Raw genomic sequence first — 23590 nt, forward strand, 5'->3', positions numbered from 1 at the left:
CATGTCCGTCATCGTCACCGGGTCGCCGATGCCGCTGTTCGAGCGGCTGTCGGCGGGTGCGAACGCCCCCTCGGCGCAGTTGCTCCTGGGCGAGCCACTGCGCCAGTCGGTGGCGCGCGAGCTTGCCCGGCTGCTCAATACGCGCTCGCGGCTGACGGCGGCGCAGTTCCTGGAGTCGGACGGGACCGTGCTCGACTACGGTGTGCCGGACTTCTCCTTCCGATCGTTCCAGTCGGTGCCGGACTGCGACGCGATTGCGGCGCTGGTTGCGCATGCGATCGCGATGTTCGAGCCGCGCCTGCGCCAGGCGCGCGTACGCTTTGCCGAGCGCGACACCCCGCGCCCGGTCCTGGTGATCGAGGGCGAGTTGCCGCTGGGCGCCGCGCCGGTGCGCGTGGCGTTCGAGCTCGCCGCGGCAGGCCAGGCCGCTGACCCGCGCTGGGGCGATCATGGCTGAGGGCATCGCAGACGGTGCCGGCGACGGCGGCATCCTGCCGTACTACAAGCGCGAGCTTGCCTACCTGCGCACGGAAGGCGCCGCGTTTGCCGAGCGCTATCCCAACGTGGCCGCGCGCATTGCGCTGCATGGCACCGAATCGCTCGACCCGCATACCGAGCGCCTGATCGAAGCCACCGCCTTTCTGGCGGCGCGCGTGCATCGCGACCTGGACCAGGTGTTCCCGCAAGTTGCCGCGGCGCTGCTGGAGAACGTGTGCCCGTCGCTGGTGCAGCCGGTGCCGTCGATGACGGTGGTGCAGTTCGATCTCGACGCGGCCCAGGGCAAGGTGACCGCCGGCTACGCCGTGCCGCGCCACACCGGCCTGCATGCATGCACCGAGGGCGGCGAGATGTGCCGCTTTCGCACGGCGTGGGACACGACGCTGTGGCCGCTGGCGGTCACGCACGCGCGCATGACCGATGACAACGGCCTGCGGCTGACGCTTGAATGCGCCGACGGCGTCGATTTCTCCGAGCTCGAACTGGGAACGCTGCGCATCCATCTGCACGGCGACTGGATGGTGACCGTGCCGTTGTATGAACTGCTGGTCACCAGCGTGGCCGGCGTCAGCGTCGAGCCGCCAGATGGCCCGCCGGCGTGGCTGCCCGCCAGCGCGTGGCGCGAGGCCGGCTACGGCCCCGGCGAGAACGTGCTGCCGCAGCCGCCGCATGCGCAGCCGGCCTACGGGCTGATGCAGGAGTATTTCGCCTTCGCGCGCAAGTTTCACTTCTTCGACCTGGACCTGCCCGCCGGCCGGCTCGGCAAGGGCCGCAGCTGCGACGTGGTGCTGCGCCTGCAGCGCAGCGCACCCGGGCTGGGCCGGCTGCATGCCGGCATGTTCCGGCTTGGCTGCGTGCCGGCGATCAACCTGTTCTCGCAGACCAGCGAGCCCATCATGATCGACCACCGGCACTATGAGTACCGGCTGGTGGCAGACCAGCGCCGCGAGGCGATGACCGAGATCCATTCGATCCGGTCGGTGGTGCTGTCGGATCCGGCCAGCGACCGCTCGCTGGCGGTGCCGCCGTTCGCGGCGGCCACCGACGACCCGGCCGAAGGCGAGCTGTTCTGGCACGCGCGCCGCGAGCCGACCTTGCGGGCCAACCTGTCCGGCACCGACATGTATCTCAGCTTCATCGATGCGGGCAACGTGCAGCGCCTGCCGGCGGCACCCGTGGCGTACGCCAACGTGCTGTGCACCAATCGCCGGCTCGCGGAGCAGGTGCCGGTGGGTGCGCGCATGGTGCTGGAGGATGTGTCGCAGTACGCGCAGGTGCGCTGCCTCTGTGAGCCGACCGTGCAGCGCAATCCGCCCATGGGCAGCGAGACCTTGTGGCCGCTGATCTCGCTGCTGACGCTGCACCACGGCACCCTGGCCGGCGGTGGCACCGGGCGCCATGAGGTGCAGCAGATGCTGCGGCTGTTCGCGGGCGACGGCCACCGCCAGCAGGACCAGGTGCGGGGCATCCGCAGCGTGCGCGCGCGCGGCGCGGCCGCGCACGTGGGCACCGAGGCCTGGCGCGGCTACTGCCGTGGCACCGAGGTCTCGATCGAGTTCGATCCCGATGCCTTTGTCGGCGGCTCGCCGCTGCTGCTGGGAGCGGTGCTGGCGCGCTTCCTTGCGCTGTATGCCTCAGTCAATTCCTTCGTGCGGCTAGTCGTGCGCCGCGGAGACGAGATATGGAAGCAATGGCCCGCGATGACGGGCAGCCAGCAGCTGCTTTGATCGACCGCCTGGCGTCCAACCCGGCCGGCTTCGACTTGTTCCAGGCCATCAGCCTGATCGAACGCGCGGTGCCGGGGGCTCAGCCGGTCGGCCGCGGCAATGGCGCCGGGGAGGCGGTGCGCCTGCGCGGACTGGTCTCGCTGGCCTTCCAGCCGCGCGACATCGGCGCGGTGCACGCGTCCGCTGAAGGCGCTGGCCGGGGCGGGCGCCCGTTCACGCTGACGACGCCCGTGATGTCGCTGGCGGGGGCAGGCGGGCCGCTGCCGCTCGCATACACCGAGATGCTGCTCGAACGCCGCGCCGCGCGCGACCCCGCGATGGGCGACCTGCTCGACAGCTTCAATCACCGCTTCCTGTCCTTCCTGTATCGCGGCCGGCGCAAGCACTCGCCCGCACTGGGCGGCCAGCGCCCGACCGGCGGCACGCTGGCGGCGTGCCTGGATGCGCTCAGCAACCTCGGCTTGCAGCGTGGGCCCTCAACCGCCAATGCACCCGCCGGCGCGGCGCCGTGGCTGCGCCATGCCGGGCTGCTGGGCGCGGCGCCGCGTTCGATGGCGGGGTTGCTGGCCATGCTGGGGGACCGTCTCGGCCTGGGCGTGAGCGGGACGCAGTGTCTCGGCGGCTGGCTGCCGGTTGAAGCCAGCGATGCCGTGCGGCTCGGCGGACGCGGTGCAGCCGGGGGTATCACGCTCGGCGGCGGTGCGGTGCTGGGGCGGCGCACCTGGGACCAGGCCGCCGGCATCCGGCTTGATGTGCAGGTGCCCGGAGCCGAGCGCCTGCGGGCCTTGCTGCCCGGCGGGCGCGACCACGCGCTGGTCGCGGCGCTGGTGCGCGCCTATGTGCCGCAACCGCTCGATGTGCGGCTCGCGCTCCATCTCGGCACGCGCCAGCCCGCGGGGCTGGGGCTCGGTGCGCGCCTGGGCTGGACCGCCTGGCTGGCCGGCGGCGCCCAGGCACGGCCCGCGCCGGTGCAACTGGCGTTGCGAGCGCACGCATCCTGACCGGCACAAACATGGACATCGATATCCGCACGCTGCTCAGCCGCCTCAATCCCGAGTGCCGGCACGCGATGGAGCAGGCCGCCCAGCTTTGCGTCCGGCAGACGCACTACAGCGTCGACGTCGAGCACCTGCTGCTGCAATTGCTGGAAGGCGGCGCCACGGACCTGCAGGCGATCCTCGCGCACTTCGACCTGGCGCCCGCGCAGGTGGTGTCGCAGCTGCAGAAGGCGATCGACGGCTTCAAGCGCGGCAACGGCCGCACGCCGGCGCTGTCGCCTAACTTCTCGCCGCTGTTCCAGGAGGCCTGGCTGCTCAGTTCGATGCTGCTCGGCGAGCAGCAAGTGCGCGCCGGCACGCTGCTGCTGGCACTGCTGGAGGTGGAAAGCCTGCGCGGCATGCTGCTGGAATCGGCGCCGGCGCTGCTGCGGATTCCGCGTGCGGCGCTGCGCGAGGCCCTGCCCGCGCTGCTGGGGGCATCCGCCGTTGGCGGCGGGCCCGGAACCGATGCAATCCCGGCAGCGGCGGCCACGCCAGCGTTCGGCATGCCGCAGCGCGGACCCGGCAGCGGGCAGGCATCGGCGCTGGAGCAGTTCACTGTCGACCTGACGGCGCTGGCGCGAGCCGGAGCGATCGATCCGGTGCGCGGGCGCGACAGTGAAATCCGGCAACTGATCGATGTGCTGCTGCGCCGCCGCCAGAACAACCCGATCCTGACCGGCGAGGCCGGCGTGGGCAAGACCGCGGTGGTCGAAGGCTTTGCCCAGCGCATCGTCTCCGGCGACGTGCCGCCGGCGCTGCGCCAGGTGTCGGTGCGCTCGCTGGACCTGGCGTTGCTGCAGGCCGGCGCCGGCGTCAAGGGCGAGTTCGAGAACCGGCTCAAGTCCGTGATCGCCGAGGTGGCGGCCTCGCCGGTGCCGGTGATCCTGTTTATCGACGAAGCGCACCAGCTGATTGGCGCCGGCGGCAGCGAAGGGCAGGGCGATGCCGCCAACCTGCTCAAGCCCGCGCTGGCGCGCGGCGAGTTGCGCACCATTGCCGCGACCACCTGGGCCGAGTACAAGAAGTACATCGAGCGCGACCCAGCGCTCGCGCGCCGCTTCCAGATCGTCAAGGTGGACGAGCCGGCCGAGGCCGCGGCCGTGGACATGCTGCGCGGCATGGTGCGCAAGCTTGAAGCGCACCACGGCGTGGAGATCCTCGACGACGCCGTGCGCGACGCGGTCAAGCTTTCGCACCGCTATGTCTCGGGCCGGCAGTTGCCCGACAAGGCCATCAGCGTGCTCGACACCGCCTGCGCCCGCGTGGCGGCCGCGCAGAGCGGCGTGCCCGAGGCGATCGAAGCGCTTGGGCGCTCGATCGAAAGCGCCGAGAACCAGCTGCGCATCCTGCGCCATGAGGCGGCCACCGGCACCGGGCGCGCCGACGAAATCGCTGCCGTCACGCGCCAGCGCGACGAAGCCCGGGCGCAGCACGCGCGGCTCAGCGACAAGCTCGCCACCGAGAAGCTGGCCGTCGAGGAAATCCTGGCCTGGCGCCGCCGGATCGCGGCGTTCCTCGAGAAGGAGAGCCAGGCCGAGGCCGGTGCCGACGGTGTGGCGAGGCATGAGGACGACGACAACGCCGACAGCGCGGAGTCGCTTGGCGCCAGTCTCGCGCGCCTGGAAAAAGGCCTGGAGGCGGTGCAGAACGATGAGCCGATGGTGCCGGTATGCGTGGACTCGGCCGCAGTGGCCGAGGTCATTTCGGGATGGACCGGTGTCCCGGTCGGCCGCATGCTGGCCGACGAACTGCACACGGTGCTGTACCTCCAGGACAAGCTCGGCGAGCGCGTGGTGGGCCAGGACGAGGCCCTCGACGCGATCGCGCGCCGCATCCGCACGTTCCGCGCCGATCTCGATGACCCGGGCAAGCCGGTCGGCGTGTTCCTGCTGGTCGGCCCGAGCGGCATCGGCAAGACCGAGACCGCGCATGCGCTGGCCGACCTGCTCTACGGCGGCGAACGCAACATGATCACGGTCAACATGTCGGAGTTCCAGGAGGCCCACAGCGTGTCGGGCCTGAAGGGCGCGCCGCCGGGCTATGTCGGTTACGGCCGGGGTGGCGTGCTGACCGAGGCGGTGCGCCGCCGCCCGTACAGCGTGGTGCTGCTCGACGAGATGGAGAAGGCGCATCCCGACGTGCTGGAGCTGTTCTTCCAGGTCTTCGACAAGGGCGTGATGGAAGACGGCGAAGGCGTGCCGATCGATTTCCGCAACACGGTGATCCTGCTGACCTCGAACGCGGCGCAGGACGTGATCACCGAGGCCTCGCGCGGCGGCCGGCGCCCGCCGCCGCAGGAACTGGTCGAGAAGCTGCGCCCGGCGCTGCTCAGGCAGTTCAGCCCGGCGTTCCTGGCGCGCCTGGTGCTGGTGCCGTACTACCACCTGGGCGATGCGCAGATCCGCAATATCGTCGACCTCAAGCTGGCGCGGCTGGCGCAGCGCTTTGCGCGCAACCACAACGCGCGCCTGAGCTGGGACGAGGCGCTGGCGCAGGCGATCACGCAGCGCTGCACCGAGGTCGACAGCGGCGCGCGCAATGTCGACCATATCCTGACCCAGTCGGTGCTGCCGGAACTGGCGCGGCGCGTGCTGGAGCAGCTGTCGATCTCGGAGCCGTTCGGCGGCGTGCATCTCTCGCTCGACACCGGCGGCGGGGTGGCGTTCCGCTTCCTGCCGCAAGCGGGGTGCTGACGCATGATCCCGACACAGGCCACCCAGGCCGGCAGCTTCGCGACCCTGGCCACGCCGTTTGGCGGCGACGTGCTGCTGCTCGACGGCTTTGCCGGGCGCGAGGCGCTGTCCGAGCTGTTCCGCTTCAGCCTGCGCATGCGCTCGGCGGACAAGGCGCTCGACGCGGGCCGCATCGTGGGCCAGCGCCTCACCGTCACGCTGCAGCACCCGGGCGGCGCGCCCCGCTACCTGAACGGCGTCGTCACGCGCTTTGCCCACGCCGGCGCCGACCACAACCATGGCTTCTACACCGCGGAACTGGCGCCGCGGCTGTGGCTGCTGACCCTCGGGCGCGACCGCGCCATCTACCAGAACCTGTCCGCGCCGCAGATCATCCGCCGCGTGCTGCAGTCCTTCGACGTGGCGTTCGAGGCCCGCATCACGGAAACGCGCTACCCGATGCGCGAGTACTGTGTGCAGTACGACGAAAGCCCGTTCGACTTCATCTCGCGGCTGATGGAGGAGGAAGGCATCTTCTACTTCTTCACGTTCGCGGACGGCGCGCACACCATGGTGCTGGCCGACAGCCCGTCGGCCCACCCGCCCGGCGCGCACTGCGCCGACCTGGCGATGCACGACATGGAGCGCCCGCAGGCCGGCGCGGCACGGATGCTCGCCTTCGGCATGGCGCGCCAGCTTGGCGCCGCGACGCAGGTTCTGGCCGACTACGACTACCTGCAGGCCCGGACCTCGCAGGGCACCGCCCAGGCCGGCGCGGCGCCGGTGGCGCAGCAGTACGTGTTTCCCGGCCGGCACAAGGATGCCGCCGACGCCAGCCGCAAGGCCGCGATCCGGGCCGGCGCGCAGCAGGCCCAGGCGCAGACGGGCATGGGCGAGAGCGCGTGCCACCACCTGGCCGCGGGCATCCGCTTCACGCTGCACGGCCACGTCGATCCCGCGCTCGATATCGCCTACGTGGTGCGTGCGGTGGAGCATGCCTGGAGCGGTGATGCCTATGGCAATACCGTGTCGGTGTTGCCGCTGTCGGTGCCATTCCGCGCGCCGCTCAGCACGCCGCGGCCGCTGGTCGCCGGCACGCACACCGCGACCGTGGCCGGGTCCCAGGGCGAAGAGATCTGGACCGATGCGCATGGCCGTATCAAGCTGAAGTTCCACTGGGACCGTGCGCCCGGCGCCAACCAGGACAGCTCATGCTGGGTCCGCGTGGCGCAGGCCTGGGCCGGCGCCGGCTGGGGCCACCTGTTCCTGCCGCGCATGGGGCAGGAGGTGGTGGTCAGCTATGTCGATGGCGACCCGGACCGGCCGCTGGTGACCGGCAGCGTCTACAACGGCCAGTCCGGCGTACCGGTGCCGCTGCCCGCCATGCAGACGCAGAGCGTGATCCGTTCGCGCGCATCGAAGGGCGGGTCGGCCGGCAATGAGCTGCGCATGGAAGACAAGGCTGGTGCCGAGGAGCTGTTCCTGCGCGCCCAGCGCGCCATGACGGTTTCGGTGGCAGACACCTTGTCCACCATGGTGGAGGCGGGCGGCGAATCGCACCTGGTCAAGGCCGGCGACCTTGCGCTCGAAGTGCGGTCCGGCAATGAAACACACAAGGTGAGCGGCACGCGCCAGGTCAAGGCGGACGGCGACGAGACCCACACCAGCGGCGCGGCGTTTGCGCACGACGTTGGCGGCAACTACAAGCTCACGGTGGCCGGCAACCTGGTGATCGAGGTCGGTGGATCGATCGCGTTCAAGGCGGGAACCTCGCTGCAGTGCGAGGCCGGCACCACGTTGAGCAGCAAGGCCGGTACCACCCTGAGCAACGAAGCCATGATGGTCCGGCAGAAGGCGTCGGCCGCGCAGACGGTGGAAAGCGGCGGCATGCTCGAGCTCAAGGGCGCCCTGGTGAAACTGAACTGAGCCGCGGAACAGAGCCATGACTTTAGCTGCCCCGACGCCGCCCGATCCAGGACCCGCCATGGCCGAAGCTTATGACGGCGATGGCCGCCTGGTGTCGCGCGTGCCGCTGGCCGGCGGGCGCCCCCACGGCAGGTTCGAGTGCTTCCATCCGGATGGCTCGCTGCGCCTGGATGCCGAATACGAACATGGCGAACTGGCGGGGCTGCTGCGTGCCTATGCCGCCGATGGCAGCCTCGAATACGAAGCGCATTATGCCGGCGGCCGCCTGCACGGCACCAGCGCCACCTACCGCAACGGCCGGCTGGAGACGCGCCAGCTGTACGCCGACGGGCAGCTCGCGGGAGAGAGCGTGTGCTACGCGCCGTCCGGCGAGGTGACCGCGCGCTGCGTCTACCGGCAGGGCCGGCTCGAGGACGAGGCCGTCTATGCGCATGAGGGCGCGGTGGTGCGCCGCAGCCGCTACCGCGCCGGCAGGCTCGAGGGCGAGACCCGTGAGTACGGCGCCGGCGGCACGCTGGCGCAGTCGCTGCCGTACCGCAACGACCTGCTGCACGGCATGGCGCGCAGGTTCGACCCGGAAGGCGAGGTCATCGCCGTGCGCAGCTACGCCGACGGCAATCCCCGCGGCGACTGGCAGGCGATCGCACCCGCCGATGGCGAGGAGGGCGCGGCAGTGCCCGCCGGCTTTGCACAGCGTCTCGAACGCTGGCTGAGGGGTTAGCCATGGCCTTGCAGGTCACCATGGGCGCGACCATGCAGTGCAGCTTCGGGCTGGCGCCGTCCAGCCTGGTCGTGCTGCCGCTGGGCCGCGTGCTGGCCGGCACCGGTGCGGCCAGCGTGATGGACCACCTGCCGATGGTGAACATCCCGCCCTTCGGCATGTGCAACTGCCTGGGCAACCCGCAGGTGGCCGCGGCCACCGCCGCGGCGCAGGGCGTGCTGACACCGATGCCCTGCGTGCCGGCGACGTCGGCGCCGTGGCTGCCGGGCGCGCCGACCGTGCAGATCGGCGGCGCGCCGGCGCTGCAGGACAGCTCGAAACTGATGTGCGCATGGGGCGGCGTGATCCAGATCGTCGCGCCGGCGCAGGCCACCGTGATGACCCCCTGATGACCGCCGAGGCAAGCATGACCTACGTATTCTCGATGAGCTCGCGCATGGTGACAATCGCCGTGACCTGCGCGGTGCTGCTGTGTGCGCTGTTGTTCCTGATGGGCGTGGAGATCGGCGCCCGCCTGGGACGGCCTGGCGTACTCCAGCGTGCGGACACCGCACCCATGGCCGTGGCGCCCGCGGCCCCGGCCACTGCCACGCTGCCCGCCGCCACCCAGGCGCCCGCCATTGCCGTTGGCCTTGCCGCGGCTCCAGGCGCGCCCTCGACTCCCTGAAACATGAACCGTTTGACGCCATGTCGCTGACTCCCGTCCCTGATTCCCGCCGCGCGGCAACACGCGCGTGGCGCTGGCTGGCGCGCGCCCTCGCGGGCGCCGCGCTTGCCCTGCCGGCCGCTGGCCATGCGCAGGCCACCTACACGCCGGCACCGGCCCACCCGGCGGCATCGTTTGCCGCGCAGGGCGGGTTGCCGGAAGGCGCCCCTGCGCCAGTCTCCACACCGAACGGACTGGTGCTGATGCCTGACGGACGCCTGATGGCGCCGGAGTTCGCCCGCATCGCCAGCCGCGGCGAACTGGTGGTCGCGGTGCTGAAGGTGGACCAGCCCCCGTTCTTCCAGGAGCGCAACGGCGAGCTGAGCGGGCTCGATATCGACCTCGCGCGCGAGCTTGCGCGCAAGCTCAACGTGCGGGTGCGCTTCAACCGCGACGCCACCACCTTCGACGGGGTGGTCAAGCTGCTGGCGCAGGGACAGGCCGACGTGGCCATCAGCAAGCTGTCGCGCACGCTGCCGCGCATGCAGATCATCAGCTTCAGCACACCTTACCTGCGGCTGAACCGCGCGCTGCTGCTCAATCGCGTCAAGTTCGCTCAGATGGCACGCGGCCGGCCGGTGCCGGAGGTGATCCGCGCCTATGACAGCTCGATTGGCGTGGTCGGAAATTCGTCGTACTCGGAGTATGTGGTGAACAATTTCCCCAAGGCCTACGTCACGGCTTATCCAACCTGGGATGAAGCCCTGAAGGCGCTGAACGACGGCCGCGTCGCCGCGGTGTACCGCGACGAGTTCGAGGTCAAGCGCGTGCTCAAGGCGGATCCGACCGCTGCGCTGCGCCTGCGCGTGGTGACGCTGCAGGATCTTGAGGACACGCTGGGCATCGCCGTCAACGTGTCGGCGCCGGCGCTGCTGGGCTTTGTCAACCAGTTCCTCGCCGAGCGGCCCAAGCGGCTCGAGGTGGCGGACGTGCTGCAGGCGGCCACGCGATGAGCGCGCCCGCCATGAAGCCGGGCGCGGCCCAGGCACAGCGCGCCGCGTCCATGAAGCTGGATGCCGGCAAGCTCTACGCCATTGCCCTCAATCCGTGGGTGGTGATCGGCAGCCTGGCGCTGGGCGGCGCCACCGGGCTGCTCTGGCCCGCGCTGGCCCGGCACCTGGGCGTGGTGGGCGATGTCTACGTGGACCTGCTCAAGATGACCACGCTGCCGTTCATGGTGTCGGCGGTGATCTTCAGCCTGCAGCGGCTGTTCCGCGATGGTGGGGCCTCGCGGCTGATGATCCGCGTGGTGACGGTGTTTGTCGGCGCGTCGCTGTTGGTGGCGCTGGTGTCGGCACTGGTGCTGATCGTGATGCGCCCGGGCAGCAACCTGTCGAGCGCCACCATGGAGACCTTCGGCGCGATGGTGGGCAGCGATGCCACGTCCAGCGATACGGTGATGAACCTCTACGGCGAGGATATCCAGGAGAAGTCGCTGAGCCTGTCCGAAGTCCTGACCAGCCTGATCCCGACCAATATCTTTGCCGCGCTCGCCAACGGCGACGCCCTCAAGGCCCTGGTGTTCGCGCTGATGTTCGGCCTGGCCGTGGGGCGCGTGCCCGAGCGCATTTCCATCGGGCTGAGCCTGTCGCTGGAAACGGTCTACCACGCCTGCCAGAAGCTGATGCACTGGCTCAGCTATCCGCTGCCCGTGATCCTGTTCTGCATGAGCGCGGCGCAGCTGGGCAAGTCCGGACTGGAGCCGCTGCAGGCGATGATGCAGTTCGTGCTGGCGTTCTCTATCGCGTCGGTGCTGCTGCTGGCACTGGCCGTCGGGATCATCTGGAAGCGCTCCAGCCAGAGCCTGGGCGCCACGCTGGACGCGCTGCGCTCACCATTTGCGCTGGCGCTGGCCACGCGCAACAGCGCGGCCTGCATGCCCAGCATGATCGAGTGCCTGGTCGACCGGCTCGGCTTTGCCCGGGTGCGCGTGGAACTGCTGGTGCCGCTGGCGATCTCGCTGCTGCGCGTGGGGCCGATGGTCTATTACGTCTGCGCCACGCTGTTCATCGCGCAGCTGTACGGCCATCCGCTGGGCCTGGTCGATATCGCCACGGTGCTGCTGGCCTCGGTGCTGGCGGGCTTTGCTTCGGCCGGCATGACGGGCCTGGTGATCGTTTCGCTGGTCGGCATGACCTGTGCCTATCTTGGCCTGCCATTCGAGGCCGCATTCATTCTCTTCCTTGCCGTCGACCCGGTCTGCGACATGCTGCGCACGCTGATCCTGGTGGTCGGCAATACCGCGGCGGTGTCGGTGATCTGCCCGCGGCCGCTGAAGCTTTAGGGTCGGCTCATATGAACAACGGAAGTACTGGCATGACCATGATCGGGGTGCTGGGCGGCATGGGGCCGCTGGCGACAGTGGATTTTCTCGATCGCGTGGTTCGGCTTACCGATGCCGTGCGTGACCAGGACCACCTGCCGATGGTGGTGGCGCACCTGCCGCAGACTCCTGACCGCTCGCGCTCGATCCTGGCTGGCGATGCCTTGCCGCTGCCCTACCTGCTGCGCGGCATCGAGCTGCTCAACCGCAACCAGGTGGGGCTGGTGGTGATCCCGTGCAATACCTCGCACCACTGGTATGCGCAACTGAGCGCGCACAGCGCGGCGCCGATCCTGCATATCGCGCGGATCTGCGTGGCGGCCTTGCCTGCCGATACCGGCAGCGTGGCCATCCTGGCCACGCGCGGTGCGCTGGCCTCCGGCATCTACCAGGCAGCGCTCGACGCGCGCGGGATCGCGGCGGTGGTGCCGCCGGAGCCGGTGCAGCTGCAGGTCGATGCCTGCATCCGGGCGGTCAAGGCCGGCGCCCTGGACCAGGCCGGCGAGGCGCTTGGCAGCGCGCTGGCGCGGATCGCGGCGCTCGGCGTCGGCGCCGCGATCATGGGCTGCACGGAAATCCCGGTGGCGGCGCGCGGCCTGGCCGCGCCGCCGCTCATGCTGGTCGACAGCACCAACGAGCTGGCACGGGCGACGGTGGCGTTCGCGCTGGCGCGCGGCTGGAACAAGGCCGCATGAAAGCCCTGAACTGGCTCTCGCACAGCGTGCCCGGGCTGCTCTTGTGCCTGGTGGCGGGCGCGCTCGCCGGCACCGTGGCCGGGCCGCTGGGCCGCTTCGCCTGGCTGGTCGGACAGCTCTACCTGTCGGTGGTGAACATGGCCGCGGTGCCGCTGCTGGTGGTGGCCACCTTCTTCGGCCTGCGCCAGGTGCTGGCGCTGCCGCGCGCCGGGGCGCGTTTCGGCGCCATCTTCGGCACGGCTGCCGGGGTGGTGGGGGTGTGCGCGCTGGCCGGCGCGCTGGCGGGGCTGCTGACCGCGCCGGGCGCGGAACTCCCTGCACAGGCCAGCGAAAAGCTTGGCGCGCTGATCCTCAGCGGCGTGGCCGATGGCGGCGAGGTGCGCGTGGACCTGCATGGCAAGGCAGAGGCCAATACGGACAAGCTGCCGCACGCGCTCGGGAACATCATTCCCGACAACTTCTACCGCGCACTGGCGCATGGCCAGACGCTGGGCGTGCTCACCGGGGCGCTGCTGTTCGGGCTTGCCTTCGCAGCGCTGTCGCGCGAGCAGACCGGCATGCTGAGCAATGTGTTCGAAGGGATCTACCGCACCTTCGAGCAGATCATCGCCCACGCCAACTTGCTGATCCCGGTGCTGGCATTCGGGCTTGCGGCCCATCTGTCGATGCATGCCGACCGCGCCACCATGGGCGCGATGGCCGGGGTGCTGGTCACGTTCCTGATGCTCTGCCTGCTGCTCAGCGGCGTGGCCGCGGCCGCGATTGCCGCCTGCGCGCGGCTGCCGTTCTCGCAGGTGGTGACCGAGCTGAATGGCTCCATGCTGGTCGGCCTGGCCTCAGGCAGCGCCACCGCGCCGATCCCGCACACGATCGAGGCCATGAGCGCGCGGCTGGGTTTTCCGCGCGGGCTGGTGGAGCTGGTGGTGCCCCTGGGCGCGGTGTTCGTGCGCGGGGGCTCGGCGCTGTACTTCGCGCTGGTCACGGTGTTCGTCGCCAACCTGTACGGGCGCCCCGTGGGCGCCGGCGACGTGGCATGGATCGCGATGGCCGCCACCATCGCGGCCTGGCTCTCGGCGGGGCAGGGCGGCCTGGGAACGATCGCCTATGCGGGCGTTGCGCTGTCGGTGCTGCAGTTGCCGGCTGAGGCAGCCGCGGTGCTGCTGCTGGCGATCGACCCGATCTGCGATGGGCCGCGCAATGCCTTGAGCCTGGTCTGCACCTGCGCGGTGATTGCGCTGGTGTCGGTGGGCCTGCCGATGGAGCGCGTCGCGGCGCAGCGGATGGAGGGCGCGGATGGGCGCGCGCACGTGCCGGGCCCACGGCTGCCCGCCGCACAGGCCGCGGCGGTGCGGCTGGTGCTGACGCGCGCGCAACTGGCGCTGGCCAGCGCCTGCGCGCTGCTGGCCGGTCTGCTGATCGTGCTGATGGGCATCGGGGTGGGTGCGAAATGATGCCGCATCCGCAACCACGAAGGAGTCTGATGATGACGACGCCCGTGCATCTCTTATCCCTGCGCCGCGCCGGCACGCTGCTGGCGGCGGCTGCGCTCGCTGGCCTGCTCGGGGGCTGCGCGGCCTCTTCATGGCTGGGCTTCAAGGGGGACAAGGTCAAATGGAAGCAAGTCACGCTGACGGCGGCGGCGGATGCCAACGGCAACAGCCCGGTGGCCGTCGACGTGGTGCTGGTCAGCGACGAGGCCCTGCAGGCCCGGCTGGCGGACCTGCCCGCGGCCAAGTGGTTTGCCGGGCGCAGCGACCTGGGCAGCACCTATCCGAGCGGGCTGCGTTATCGCAGCTGGGAACTGGTGCCCGGCCAGCGGCTGGACGTGCCGGCCGAAGACCTGGAGGGGCCGCGCGTCGCCGCGGCCTATGTGTTCGCCAACTACCAGGCGCCGGGCGCGCATCGCGCCCGCGTCGAGCAATTCAACGGCACGCTTGCCGTGCAGCTCGACAGCGCCGCCTTTACCGTGCTTGTGACCAAATGAACCTGGTTTTTCCTGCCACGGCCGCGTACGGCCCGGGAGCCCCCCATGTCTGAGCGCGCGCTGCCGGTCGATCGGGTTGAATGGCATGAGGGCATGCTGCTGGCGCCCCAGCATCTCCAGCTGCTGGCCGGGCGGCTCGATTCGCTGGTGGCGTGGCAGACACTCGCGGCCGCACCGTTTGGCTGGGGCGTGCGCCGGCTGGTGTTCGACGCCGGGCTGCTGCCGGCGGGCGTGGTGCGCGTGCTGCAGCTCGAAGCCATCATGCCGGACGGCACTGCCGTGTCCTACGCGCGCGACGATGCCCGCCAGCCGCCGCTGGAGCTGGCGCTCGAGCCGTTTGCCGACGCGCTTGCCGGCGGCATGCTGGCGCTTTACCTGACCCTGCCGGTGGCGGCCGCAAACCGCAAGGACGGGCAGGTGCGGCGGTTCCGCTCGGTGGCGGGCGCCCCGGTGGAGGATGAGGTGTCCGAAGCGCCGCCCGCCGACATTCCGCGCCTGCTGCCAAGCCTGGCACTCGATGCCGGCGCCAGGCCGTCGCCGCTCCATGTGTCGCTGTGCCTGGGCGCGGTCTACAAGGACAACGAGATCGTGCGGCTCGGCGACCGCCTGCCGCCGTTGCTGGAGGTGGCACGCGGCAGCGCGCTGTGGACGGCGGTGGCGTCGCTGGTGGCCCAGCTGCGCGGCAAGGCCGCGTTCGTGGCCAGGCAGACCGCGGTCCCGTCATCCCGGGCGGACGACCGCCTGACCCAGCTGGAACTGAAGGACCGCTTGCGCAGCCTGGTGACCGCGCTGCCGCTGCTGGAGGCGGTGTTGCGCACGCCGCATCTGCACCCGCTTGCACTCTACCTGGCGCTGGCCTCGGTGCTGGGGTCGCTCAGCCTGCTCAAGCCGGGCTGCCTGCCGCCGGTGCCGGACGACTATGAACACGCCGACCCCATGGCCGTGTTCACGCCGCTGCTGCGCGCGCTGCGCGAGACCCTGGCCGAGGTCAGCGAAGAGTACCGCGAGCACAAGTTCGAGTTCCGCCACGGCGCGTTCGACATCGTGCTGCAGCCGGACTGGATCGGCGAGCGCCTGGTGGTGGGCCTGCGCGGGCAGTCAGAGCGCGACCTGCTGGCCTGGATGTCGGGCGCTGTGGTGGGCTCGCAGTCGGTCTACCCGTCGCTGCGCACGCGGCGCGTGCTGGGCGCGGTGCGCCGTGTGGTCGAGCATGCCGAGGACCTTGGGGTGCGTTCCGGCTCGGGTTACCTGTTGTTCGAGATCGAAGCCGATCCCGCGCTGGTCCATGCCAACGAGGCGATGGTGATCGGCAATCCCAATGAAGGCGCCAGCGTGCAGCGGCCGCAGGAAATGCTGCTGTTCGTCAAGGGCTGACGGCAGACTATCAAGGCAAACAGACTATGGCGCGCTACCGACCGGAAACCGAGGAAGACGATCTTGCCACCGGGCAGTTCCGGGCGTTTCTGGATGAACTCGTCAAGCTGCAGGAGCGGTTCTCCGAACAACCCGACCTCAGCGGCGAAGCTGCCGCGCAAGGCATGAACCGCCAGCTGCTGAACCTGCTGGAAGTGCAGACCCTGCAATCGCGGCGCGACAGCTCGCGCTTCGAGATGGAGGACGTGGCCGATGCCCGCTACCTGAAGGCGGTGCTCGCCGATGAAATCCTGCTGAACGCCGATTGGGCCGGCCGCGCCGCGTGGCATGGGCATCTGCTCGAATCGACGCTGTTTCGCACCAACGTGGCAGGCGACCAGGTGTTTCGCCGTATCGAGCAGCTGCTGCTGGACCGCGAGCCGTCGCGCCGCAACCTGGCACGGCTGTACCTGTTCACGCTCGGGCTTGGTTTCCAGGGGCGCTTTCGCGGCGCCGATGCCGAAGCGCGGCTGCGCAGTCTGCGCGAGGAACTGTATGAGTTCATCTACCAACGCCGGCCAGACCTGGGCGGACGCGAGCGCGTGCTCAGCGAACTCGCGTACGCCCACACGCTCTCGCATATCGCGCCGCGCAAGCTGCCCACGCTGACGCGCTGGACCGTGGTGTTCCTGCTGGGCCTGGCCACCCTGCTGGCGCTGTCCGAAGTGACGTGGCTGTGGCAATCCTGGCCGGTGCGCGAAGCGCTGCGGGCCGACACCGTGGCCGGAGGCACGCCATGACGCGCCGGCAGCCCATCCGCGCCCGGGGGGCAGGCGCATGCTGACCAGCAACCTGTTTCTGATTTCGATCGGCGTGCTGACGCTGGTGGCGCTGGCCGTGCTCGGCGCGGTGCTGTATTTCGCTGCGCAGCGGGCCCGCGCCAAGCCGGCGGCCGAGCGCAAGATCGTGCGCCTGCGCACCGATTCGCTGCGCACCGCGTTCCGCCAGGCGATCGAGCTGGTCGAGGGCAATATCGCCTCGCGCGCCGAGCGCTACAACATTCCGTGGATCCTGGTCCTGAATGAGGGCGAGGATGCGCGGCCGCTGCCGATCGCTCAGTCCGGCGTGGCCAGCGTGCTGAGCTCCGACGCTGCCAATGCGGCCGCCACGCAGGGTATTTCATGGCACTTCTTTGACCGCGGCGTGGTCATCGACATCAATGCGGCCTATCTGGGCTCGCCTGACGACGATACCGATGAAAAGCCCTGGGACGAGTTCCTTGGCCTGTGCCGCGGCTATCGCCCGCAACGGCCCTTCGACAGCGTGGTGGTGACGGTGCCGGCGGCGATGCTGCTGGCCGACGACACCGACGCACAGCTTGAGCTGGTGCGCCGGGCCAAGCTGGCCCACCGGCGGCTATGGCTGGCGCAGAACCGCTTTGCGGTGCGTTTCGCGGTCTATGTGGTGGTGACGGGCTGTGAGTCGCTGCCGGGCTTCGCGCACTTTGCGCGCGCGCTGCCAGAGCCGATGCGCGCCGGCATGCTGGGCTGGTCCTCGCCGTACGACCTGTCGGCCACCTACCAGTCGGGCTGGATCGATGCGGCCATGTCGGGCGTGGTGCGCGCGGTGTCGGACGGTGTGGCCGAGCTGCTGGCGATAGGGGCGCAGGAGGTGGATGCCTGCCAGTCGCTGCTGCTGCCGGCGCGCATCGAAGCCATGCGCGGGCAGCTCACGCGCTATGTCGACGAACTGCTGCGGCCCAGCGCCTATCACGAGCCCTTCTATCTGCGCGGCGTCTACCTGACCGGCGACAGCGGCGAGCTGGCGGCGCATGCACCGGCCTTCGCCGCGCCGCGCCTGCGTGCGGCGCAGCCTGACGCACTGGCGCCAGAGGATGCGCACGCGCCGGAGCTGGCGCCGGCAGCCAGCGCCAGCTCGTCCGCCGACCTGCTCAACGAGCTGATGCGGCAACCGGCGTTCCTGCGCGACCTGTTCGAGAAGAAGATCTTCCTGGAGTACGGGCTGACGCGGCCATCGCGCTCGCAGCAGCTGGCGCGGCCGCTGGTGCACCGAGCGCTGCGCTGGGGCGGCATGGCCGTGCTGTGCGCGTGGGCCGGGGGACTGCTGGTCGCGGCATGGCAGATGGGACATCGCCATGCCGAACTGCTGGCCGCGCTTGGCGAACTGCGTGCCGGCGCGCAGCAGCGCGCGCTGGCCGCGCAGCGCGGCCAGGACCTGCCGCCGGACTGGTACCGGCGCCAGGCGCTGGGGCTGATCGCGATGAACCAGCGCCTGAGCGCGCAGTCGGTCTCGTCCTGGTTCATGCCGGGCTCGTGGGCCTTTATCGACGACCTGGACGGGCGCGTGCACGATCGCTTCCAGCGCGCCTTCGGCGAGATCGCGCTCGACACCATCGATCGCGAACTGCTGGCACGCGTCGACACGCTGACAGGCGTGGGGCGCGACCCGAGCACCGGCCAGCTGATCATCGGCGACAGCTGCCTGGCGCCGCCGGGCGCACGGGGCGAGGCCCTGCCGCCACGCAGCCTGGCGCTGGAAGACATGCCGGAGATGCGCGCGCTGCAGCAGTACGTTGCCGCGGTCGACCAGTTCGACGCTGCGCTGCAAGCGCTGCACCGGCTGGAAACGCCGCAGCCTGCCAACGCCGATGCGCTGCGGCTGGTGGTGCGCTATGCGCTGGGGGCGGAGTTGCAGGGCGAGGTCTCGGGCAGCCTGCCGTATTTCCAGCGCGACCCTGGCAAGGGGCGTGGTGCCGCAAGCCTGGCAACCGGCGGCAGGGCACTGACCGCGCTGGTGCCGCCCTTGCGCTGCACCTTCGACAAGGGCGCGCGCCAGCTCGACGAGCGGCTTTTCAACAACAACCCGCTGCTGGTGGCCGAGCGCGCCGTCAGGTCCAGCCTCGATGAACTGGCCGGCGGGGCCAATGCCGGCAGTGGCGTCAACCGGGTCCTGGCCGACTACCGCGGCATTGTCGCGGCGATCGGCACGCAGCAGGAACTGCTGGCGTCCGGCAAGGGCGGCTGGATCAGGCAGCCCCAGTTCGCCGCGGGCACCGTCTACGCGCGCACGCTGGCGCAGGCCGCGCAGAACCGGCTGCTCGGCGAAGACCTGGTGGCAGCCGCGCGCGCACGCGCTGAAAGCGGCTTCCAGGCCTTCACCGGCGAGCTGGCGCAGCGCTTCAGCGGACCCGACAGCGGGATCGCGTGGCAGGACAAGGACGGCCGCTTCGTGGTCACGCCCGAGCGGCTGGCCTTGCGCGACCGGCTCGCCGCCCTGCTGAACCAGCCGTTCATGGCGCCGCCGCGCGACCTGGCGCTGCCGTCGGTGCCGGCCGGGTCGGCGGTGCTGTGGGATCGCCAGCAGCTTGACCAGGCCATCGCCCTGGGCGACATGCGCAAGCGCTTTCTTGACGAGGGGCTGACGGGCCTGCCAGGCCCCTGGCGCGATGCGATTGCGCAAAGCGTGGACCAGCAGTTTGCGCGGCTGGTGACCGACCAGGTCGCGACCGCGGCAATCATGGCGCCGCTGCAGGCCGATGGCGGCAGCGCCGGCTTCGAGGCTGCACTGGGCCGAATCGCGCGCATCAAGACCATGCTGGGCGAGATGCATGCCATGTCGCGCGTGGATGACCTCGATGCGCTGGTTTCGCGCGATGCGCTGGCACGGCTGCGCGCGGTGGACGAGCTGCTGCAGCAGTCCGAGCTGTACGCGATCCGGCAGGGCAGCGCCGGCGACGGGGCCCGTGCGCCGCGCTCGCCGCTGCTGACGGCGTTCGGGCTGAACGACGCGGCGGCGCTGGGGCCGTACCTGGACCAGCAGTCGGCGCGTGCGCAGGCCCTGGGCCGCGAGGCCGCGGTGTATCTTGCCGCGCTCTCGCCCGCCGACGCCGGCTCCGGCCTGGCATTGCGCTGGCAGGCGCTGAACCGCGATCTGGAACGCTATCGGCTCAAGAACCCGAACAGCCGGCTGCTGATGCTGGAGCAGTTCGTGCAGGCCGCGGCGGCCGAGTCCGGCCAGGGCGTGTGCCTGGCGCGCTTTGCGGCGCGGCCTGCCGGCGGGGATGACTACTTTGCCGCGCTGCACGTGCGCCTGTACGACGGCCTGCTCGCGCGCTGTGCACAAGGCTATTTTGCCGACCTGCAGCGGCAGTGGGACGGGTTCTCGGCCACGTTCAATGAACGGCTGGCCGGGCGCGTGCCGTTTGGCGGCGCCGCCAACGCCGGCGAGGTGCGCACGGCGGACTATGCCGAGCTTGGCCGCGTGCTCAAGCGCTATGAACCGCTCTCGGCGACGTACCGGGCCGCGCGTGGCGACGGGCCGCTCAGGAATATCGCGTCCGGCGTGCCGGTGCACCAGTTCATCGACAGCTTCGACCAGGTCAGGACCCTGCTCGCGCCACTGTATCCGGTCGAGGAGGGCGCGCCCGCGGGCTATGACGTGAGCGCGGAGTTCCGCGTCAACCGCGGCGCGGAACTGGCCGGCAACCAGATCATCGACTGGACCCTGACGATCGGCGCGCAGAGCCTGTCGATGCGCGATGCGCCGCGCTCGCTGCACTGGGACTACGGCAGTCCGGTGACGCTGACGCTGCGCTTTGCCAAGGACTCACCGATGGTCGCGTTGCCTGACGCCGAACAGCGCGCGCTGGCCGCCGACGGCAAGACCATGACCTGGCGCTTTGCCGACCCGTGGTCGCTGCTGTCGTTCATTGCGCGCCATCGCATCGCGGATCCGGGCGGGCGCGCCGACAGCACGGCGCAACTGCTGCGCTTCGACTTTCCGCTGGGCAGCGCCGCGCCGGATTTCACGGCGGCGCCCAGGCCGGTGCGCGGCCGTGTGTTCCTGCGTCTGGTGCTGACGGCCGCGGGCAGGAAGATGCCGCTGCCGTGGCCGCAAAGCTTTCCCACCCGGGCTCCTGAATGGACCAACCTATGACGACGCCAACGCAAGACCGCATCCCGGCCGCGCAGGCACTGCTTGCGCCGGTGCCGGGCGACGATCCCGCGGGCGCTTCGCTGCGCTACGACGCGGTCTATCGCGCCATCGCCGAAGCGCGCCAGCACGACGACGAGTCCTTGCCGATGCGGGAATGGGAGCGCCCGCTGGTCAAGGCTGACTGGAAACGCGTGGCCGCGCTCGCCAGCGAGGCGCTGGCCACGCGCAGCAAGGACTTCCAGCTGGCGGCATGGCTGTGCGAGGCGTGGATCTATCTGCACGGCGCGGCCGGCTTTTGCGCCGGGGTGCGCTTGCTGGGGGCGTTGGCGGACGCGTATTGGGAAAGCGCCTGGCCGCGCATGGAAGCCGGCGATGCGGAGGCACGCTGCGCCCCGATCGCATGGCTCAACGAGACCTTGCCAGCGGTGCTGGCGCTGCATGTCCCGCTGTTGTCGCTGGCCGACGAGAAACCCCTGCACATCACGCTGGACCTGTGGGAACGCAGCCTGGCGCCGGTCGATGACGACGACAGCCTGGGCCGCGAGGCGCTGCTGCAGCGCGCGCATCACGCGCCCGACCGGGCCCGATTGGATGCGTTGTGGCGCGACCTGCACGGCGCCAGCGCCGAATGGGCTGGGTTTGACCGGCGCATCGACGCGCTGCTGGGGGCGCAAGCGCCGAGCTTGGCGCGCGTAACCGACACGCTGGCGCGGCTGGTGCGGGCGGTGGCGGCGCTGCGCGGGGACGAAGCAGGCAGCGCTCACCGTGGCGAACCCGCCGCCACGGGGCCGGCCGGTAACAACGATCCCGTGGACGATCCCGAGCCGATGCCGGTCTTGCCCGCCGCGGGGCCGGGGCAGACCGCCATGCTGGCGCACGGCCGCATCGAGGACCGTGCGCATGCCTACCAGCTGATCCGGGATGTGGCCGACTACCTGGCGCGCCATGAGCCGCACAGCCCCACGCCATACCTGCTGCGGCGCGCGGTGCGCTGGGGGCAGATGCCACTGGCGGATCTGATGCAGGACATCCTGCGTGAGGACGGGGATATCGGGCGGTATCTGGCGCTGCTGGACAACTAGCTGGCACGGCATCCGAGCCCGGGCATTTTCTGACATCAAGTGGACAAGGGGAGCTGAAGCATGCTGAGGACCCAATACCAGACGTTCATCGCCGCCACCGCCAGGGACTGGAAGTTCCTGGCACGTGGCAGCAATATCCGCGCGGTCGATTGCGCGCTGGAAGACTATTGGCGAGAGATGAACGGCGCACGGGACGCACGGCGGGAGATCGCCAGCCTGAACGCGATCGTGACGGCGTGCATCGGCTGGCTGAAGCTCAAGCGCGGCAAGCCGGAAAGCCGTCAGGGCTTGGTTGGCGGCGCTGAAAAGATCAATGCTCTGTTCGTCACGCGCCGTCGTGCAATCACGAATCTCGGCAGCGAAGCGTTGCAGGAACTCTATGCGCGCCTGACCCAGCTGGGTATTCTCACCCCGGACTTGCGCGGGCGGATGAAATTCGACCGGCGCAAGCTGCTGGTGCTCGGTTCCGGTGTCAACCACGGTGACCGCTCGCCCTACGTGCGCGAACTCAGGCCGATGGGCGCGGACTATCAGAACGAGCGTCTGTCCTATCTCCAGTCGGGCAAGGTCCAGGCGATCTCGGGCAGCGGTGTCCATCTGACGCACAAGAATCTCTCGCAGATGATGCCGGCAAACCCGCAACGGCGCGCAGAGGCCGAGGCGATTGCCAGCAAAGATGTGCACGCACTGACGCTGGAGGATTTCCAGCTGCTCGATGCCATCGGTCGGGAGAACCTTGTCACAGGCGATGTCAACTATCTGACAAAGAGCGAACGCATGCGGTATATGGCGATCGTCGGAGACGACGGACTTCTGTACGACGTAAATAACCAGCGCATCACGACACATGCGGTCAAGGTGACAGCCTATGCGATGGACAAGTACGGCTCCTTGTTCATTAAAGATGCAGATCCGCTGGATGACGCCATGTTCTTCAACCACTCGTCGTTCAACGCGGGCAATGATGTTATTTGCGCAGGTACGCTGACTATCAGGAATGGCTCGCTGCGCGTGATCGACAACAACAGCGGCCACTACAAGCCCACGCGGGAAAACCTGCACAACTGCCTCAGCGTGCTTGCCAGCGAAGGGCTCGCCTGCAGTTGGGCGAGCGTCAACCTGTATGTATTCGTCATGGGCGAAAAGCAGGAGCATCGCTATACCGCGAACGAATTCCTGAGAGACCCCAATGGCCGACCGATGCGTATCGCCGGCGGGCGCTGACGCGCGGTCGGCGGGCAATCCCACGGGATCGGGTAAGGCGCGGGTATCATGGGCCATCCGTCCAGGCAACCGCGCCCCGATCCCCGATGAGTCTCGACCCCGCCGAACTCCAGGCCATACGCCCCTACCTGCTGCGCTTTGCCCGCCTGCAGCTGCGCGACCAGGCACTGGCCGAGGATGCCGTCTCGGAAACACTGCTGGCGGCGCTGGAGCACCCTGAGCGCTTCGTCGGCCAGTCAACGCTGCGCACCTACCTGGTTGGTATCCTCAAGCACAAGATCATCGACACCCTGCGCAGCGGCAAGCGTGAGGTCAGGCTGGCGCTGGCCACCGATGCCGAGGGCCAGCGGCAATCCGACGACGATGCCTTCGACGCGCTGTTCACGCGCAACGGCCACTACCAGGACCCGCCATCCGACTGGGGCAACCCGGAACGCGCCTTTGAGCGCCGCGAGTTCTTCGAGATCCTGCAGCTGTGCGTTGACCGCCTGCCGGAGCGCACCGGCCGGATCTTCATGATGCGCGAGTGGCTGGAGCTGGACACCGAAGAAATCTGTCAGCATTTGCAGATCAGCGCGACCAATGCCTGGGCGATGCTGTACCGCGCCCGCATGCGCCTGCGCGAATGCCTGGAACTGCACTGGTTCGGCCAGCGCGGCCGGCCCGGCAAGGCCGGTTGATCC

19 protein-coding genes are annotated in these 23590 nt (G+C 69.9%); all 19 read left to right on the plus strand.

What is annotated here, in order from left to right; all coding sequences use genetic code 11:
• The first annotated feature begins 1 nt into the window (after position 1).
• The 19 genes from tssE to AC3WRI_RS14040 all read left to right on the plus strand — a co-directional run bounded on the left by tssE (position 2) and on the right by AC3WRI_RS14040 (position 23587).
• On the plus strand, positions 2 to 457 hold the full coding sequence (gene tssE / locus AC3WRI_RS13950) for a type VI secretion system baseplate subunit TssE (protein ID WP_492293442.1): 456 nt from the start codon (positions 2 to 4) through the stop codon (positions 455 to 457).
• Positions 450 to 2225, plus strand: a complete 1776-nt coding sequence (gene tssF, locus AC3WRI_RS13955; protein ID WP_492293443.1) for a type VI secretion system baseplate subunit TssF — start codon at positions 450 to 452, stop codon at positions 2223 to 2225. Before tssE ends, tssF begins: the two co-directional genes overlap by 8 nt.
• Entirely contained in the window at positions 2180 to 3226 is a 1047-nt protein-coding gene (gene tssG, locus AC3WRI_RS13960) for a type VI secretion system baseplate subunit TssG (protein ID WP_010810731.1), read from the plus strand. The genes tssF and tssG overlap by 46 nt, the downstream gene beginning before the upstream one ends.
• Positions 3227 to 3237: 11 nt before the next feature.
• Entirely contained in the window at positions 3238 to 5958 is a 2721-nt protein-coding gene (gene tssH / locus AC3WRI_RS13965) for a type VI secretion system ATPase TssH (RefSeq protein WP_492293444.1), read from the plus strand.
• A gap of 3 nt (positions 5959 to 5961) precedes the next feature.
• Positions 5962 to 7863 (plus strand): type VI secretion system tip protein TssI/VgrG, encoded by a 1902-nt coding sequence (gene tssI / locus AC3WRI_RS13970; RefSeq protein WP_492293445.1) that lies wholly within the window; start codon positions 5962 to 5964, stop codon positions 7861 to 7863.
• Between the two features lie 58 nt (positions 7864 to 7921).
• Complete coding sequence (locus tag AC3WRI_RS13975) at positions 7922 to 8584, plus strand: toxin-antitoxin system YwqK family antitoxin (RefSeq protein WP_011617862.1); 663 nt, start codon at positions 7922 to 7924, stop codon at positions 8582 to 8584.
• A gap of 2 nt (positions 8585 to 8586) precedes the next feature.
• Positions 8587 to 8973 (plus strand): DUF4280 domain-containing protein, encoded by a 387-nt coding sequence (locus tag AC3WRI_RS13980; RefSeq protein ID WP_011617861.1) that lies wholly within the window; start codon positions 8587 to 8589, stop codon positions 8971 to 8973.
• Positions 8974 to 8990: 17 nt separating this feature from the next.
• Positions 8991 to 9251, plus strand: a complete 261-nt coding sequence (locus AC3WRI_RS13985; protein ID WP_011617860.1) for a hypothetical protein — start codon at positions 8991 to 8993, stop codon at positions 9249 to 9251.
• 20 nt (positions 9252 to 9271) lie between these two features.
• The gene (locus AC3WRI_RS13990; protein WP_010810725.1) at positions 9272 to 10243 is read left to right on the plus strand and encodes a substrate-binding periplasmic protein; all 972 of its coding nucleotides are present in this window, start codon (positions 9272 to 9274) and stop codon (positions 10241 to 10243) included.
• Between the two features lie 50 nt (positions 10244 to 10293).
• Positions 10294 to 11574 (plus strand): dicarboxylate/amino acid:cation symporter, encoded by a 1281-nt coding sequence (locus AC3WRI_RS13995; RefSeq protein ID WP_371258367.1) that lies wholly within the window; start codon positions 10294 to 10296, stop codon positions 11572 to 11574.
• A 32-nt stretch (positions 11575 to 11606) separates the two neighbouring features.
• Positions 11607 to 12308, plus strand: coding sequence for a cysteate racemase (gene cuyB, locus AC3WRI_RS14000; protein ID WP_010810723.1), 702 nt, complete (start codon positions 11607 to 11609; stop codon positions 12306 to 12308).
• Positions 12305 to 13759 carry a dicarboxylate/amino acid:cation symporter gene (locus AC3WRI_RS14005; protein ID WP_492293446.1) on the plus strand — a complete coding sequence of 485 codons (1455 nt, stop codon included), beginning with the start codon at positions 12305 to 12307 and terminating at the stop codon, positions 13757 to 13759. Before cuyB ends, AC3WRI_RS14005 begins: the two co-directional genes overlap by 4 nt.
• 29 nt (positions 13760 to 13788) lie before the next feature.
• Complete coding sequence (locus AC3WRI_RS14010; RefSeq protein WP_011617857.1) at positions 13789 to 14292, plus strand: hypothetical protein; 504 nt, start codon at positions 13789 to 13791, stop codon at positions 14290 to 14292.
• Between the two features lie 45 nt (positions 14293 to 14337).
• Positions 14338 to 15666 carry a type VI secretion system baseplate subunit TssK gene (tssK, locus tag AC3WRI_RS14015; protein WP_492293447.1) on the plus strand — a complete coding sequence of 443 codons (1329 nt, stop codon included), beginning with the start codon at positions 14338 to 14340 and terminating at the stop codon, positions 15664 to 15666.
• A gap of 26 nt (positions 15667 to 15692) precedes the next feature.
• Entirely contained in the window at positions 15693 to 16445 is a 753-nt protein-coding gene (locus tag AC3WRI_RS14020; protein ID WP_492293448.1) for a DotU family type IV/VI secretion system protein, read from the plus strand.
• Positions 16446 to 16482: 37 nt separating this feature from the next.
• A complete protein-coding gene (locus AC3WRI_RS14025; RefSeq protein ID WP_492293449.1) occupies positions 16483 to 20601 on the plus strand; it encodes a type VI secretion protein IcmF/TssM N-terminal domain-containing protein in 4119 nt (1372 codons plus the stop codon).
• Complete coding sequence (tssA, locus tag AC3WRI_RS14030) at positions 20598 to 21683, plus strand: type VI secretion system protein TssA (RefSeq protein WP_492293450.1); 1086 nt, start codon at positions 20598 to 20600, stop codon at positions 21681 to 21683. Before AC3WRI_RS14025 ends, tssA begins: the two co-directional genes overlap by 4 nt.
• A 60-nt stretch (positions 21684 to 21743) precedes the next feature.
• Positions 21744 to 22907, plus strand: a complete 1164-nt coding sequence (locus AC3WRI_RS14035) for an IQM protein middle domain-containing protein (protein WP_011617854.1) — start codon at positions 21744 to 21746, stop codon at positions 22905 to 22907.
• An 86-nt stretch (positions 22908 to 22993) separates the two neighbouring features.
• Positions 22994 to 23587 carry a sigma-70 family RNA polymerase sigma factor gene (locus tag AC3WRI_RS14040; protein ID WP_492293451.1) on the plus strand — a complete coding sequence of 198 codons (594 nt, stop codon included), beginning with the start codon at positions 22994 to 22996 and terminating at the stop codon, positions 23585 to 23587.
• The last annotated feature ends 3 nt before the right edge of the window (positions 23588 to 23590 follow it).

The organism is Cupriavidus sp. FW305-27 (assembly GCF_058787995.1).

What these genes read in the sequence shown, in the direction of transcription:
- tssE (WP_492293442.1), top strand. Translation starts at nt 2, where the DNA reads ATGTCCGTCATCGTCACCGGGTCGCCGATGCCGCTGTTCGAGCGGCTG.
- tssF (WP_492293443.1), top strand. Translation starts at nt 450, where the DNA reads ATGGCTGAGGGCATCGCAGACGGTGCCGGCGACGGCGGCATCCTGCCG.
- tssG (WP_010810731.1), top strand. Translation starts at nt 2,180, where the DNA reads ATGGAAGCAATGGCCCGCGATGACGGGCAGCCAGCAGCTGCTTTGATC.
- tssH (WP_492293444.1), top strand. Translation starts at nt 3,238, where the DNA reads ATGGACATCGATATCCGCACGCTGCTCAGCCGCCTCAATCCCGAGTGC.
- tssI (WP_492293445.1), top strand. Translation starts at nt 5,962, where the DNA reads ATGATCCCGACACAGGCCACCCAGGCCGGCAGCTTCGCGACCCTGGCC.
- AC3WRI_RS13975 (WP_011617862.1), top strand. Translation starts at nt 7,922, where the DNA reads ATGGCCGAAGCTTATGACGGCGATGGCCGCCTGGTGTCGCGCGTGCCG.
- AC3WRI_RS13980 (WP_011617861.1), top strand. Translation starts at nt 8,587, where the DNA reads ATGGCCTTGCAGGTCACCATGGGCGCGACCATGCAGTGCAGCTTCGGG.
- AC3WRI_RS13985 (WP_011617860.1), top strand. Translation starts at nt 8,991, where the DNA reads ATGACCTACGTATTCTCGATGAGCTCGCGCATGGTGACAATCGCCGTG.
- AC3WRI_RS13990 (WP_010810725.1), top strand. Translation starts at nt 9,272, where the DNA reads ATGTCGCTGACTCCCGTCCCTGATTCCCGCCGCGCGGCAACACGCGCG.
- AC3WRI_RS13995 (WP_371258367.1), top strand. Translation starts at nt 10,294, where the DNA reads ATGAAGCTGGATGCCGGCAAGCTCTACGCCATTGCCCTCAATCCGTGG.
- cuyB (WP_010810723.1), top strand. Translation starts at nt 11,607, where the DNA reads ATGACCATGATCGGGGTGCTGGGCGGCATGGGGCCGCTGGCGACAGTG.
- AC3WRI_RS14005 (WP_492293446.1), top strand. Translation starts at nt 12,305, where the DNA reads ATGAAAGCCCTGAACTGGCTCTCGCACAGCGTGCCCGGGCTGCTCTTG.
- AC3WRI_RS14010 (WP_011617857.1), top strand. Translation starts at nt 13,789, where the DNA reads ATGATGACGACGCCCGTGCATCTCTTATCCCTGCGCCGCGCCGGCACG.
- tssK (WP_492293447.1), top strand. Translation starts at nt 14,338, where the DNA reads ATGTCTGAGCGCGCGCTGCCGGTCGATCGGGTTGAATGGCATGAGGGC.
- AC3WRI_RS14020 (WP_492293448.1), top strand. Translation starts at nt 15,693, where the DNA reads ATGGCGCGCTACCGACCGGAAACCGAGGAAGACGATCTTGCCACCGGG.
- AC3WRI_RS14025 (WP_492293449.1), top strand. Translation starts at nt 16,483, where the DNA reads ATGCTGACCAGCAACCTGTTTCTGATTTCGATCGGCGTGCTGACGCTG.
- tssA (WP_492293450.1), top strand. Translation starts at nt 20,598, where the DNA reads ATGACGACGCCAACGCAAGACCGCATCCCGGCCGCGCAGGCACTGCTT.
- AC3WRI_RS14035 (WP_011617854.1), top strand. Translation starts at nt 21,744, where the DNA reads ATGCTGAGGACCCAATACCAGACGTTCATCGCCGCCACCGCCAGGGAC.
- AC3WRI_RS14040 (WP_492293451.1), top strand. Translation starts at nt 22,994, where the DNA reads ATGAGTCTCGACCCCGCCGAACTCCAGGCCATACGCCCCTACCTGCTG.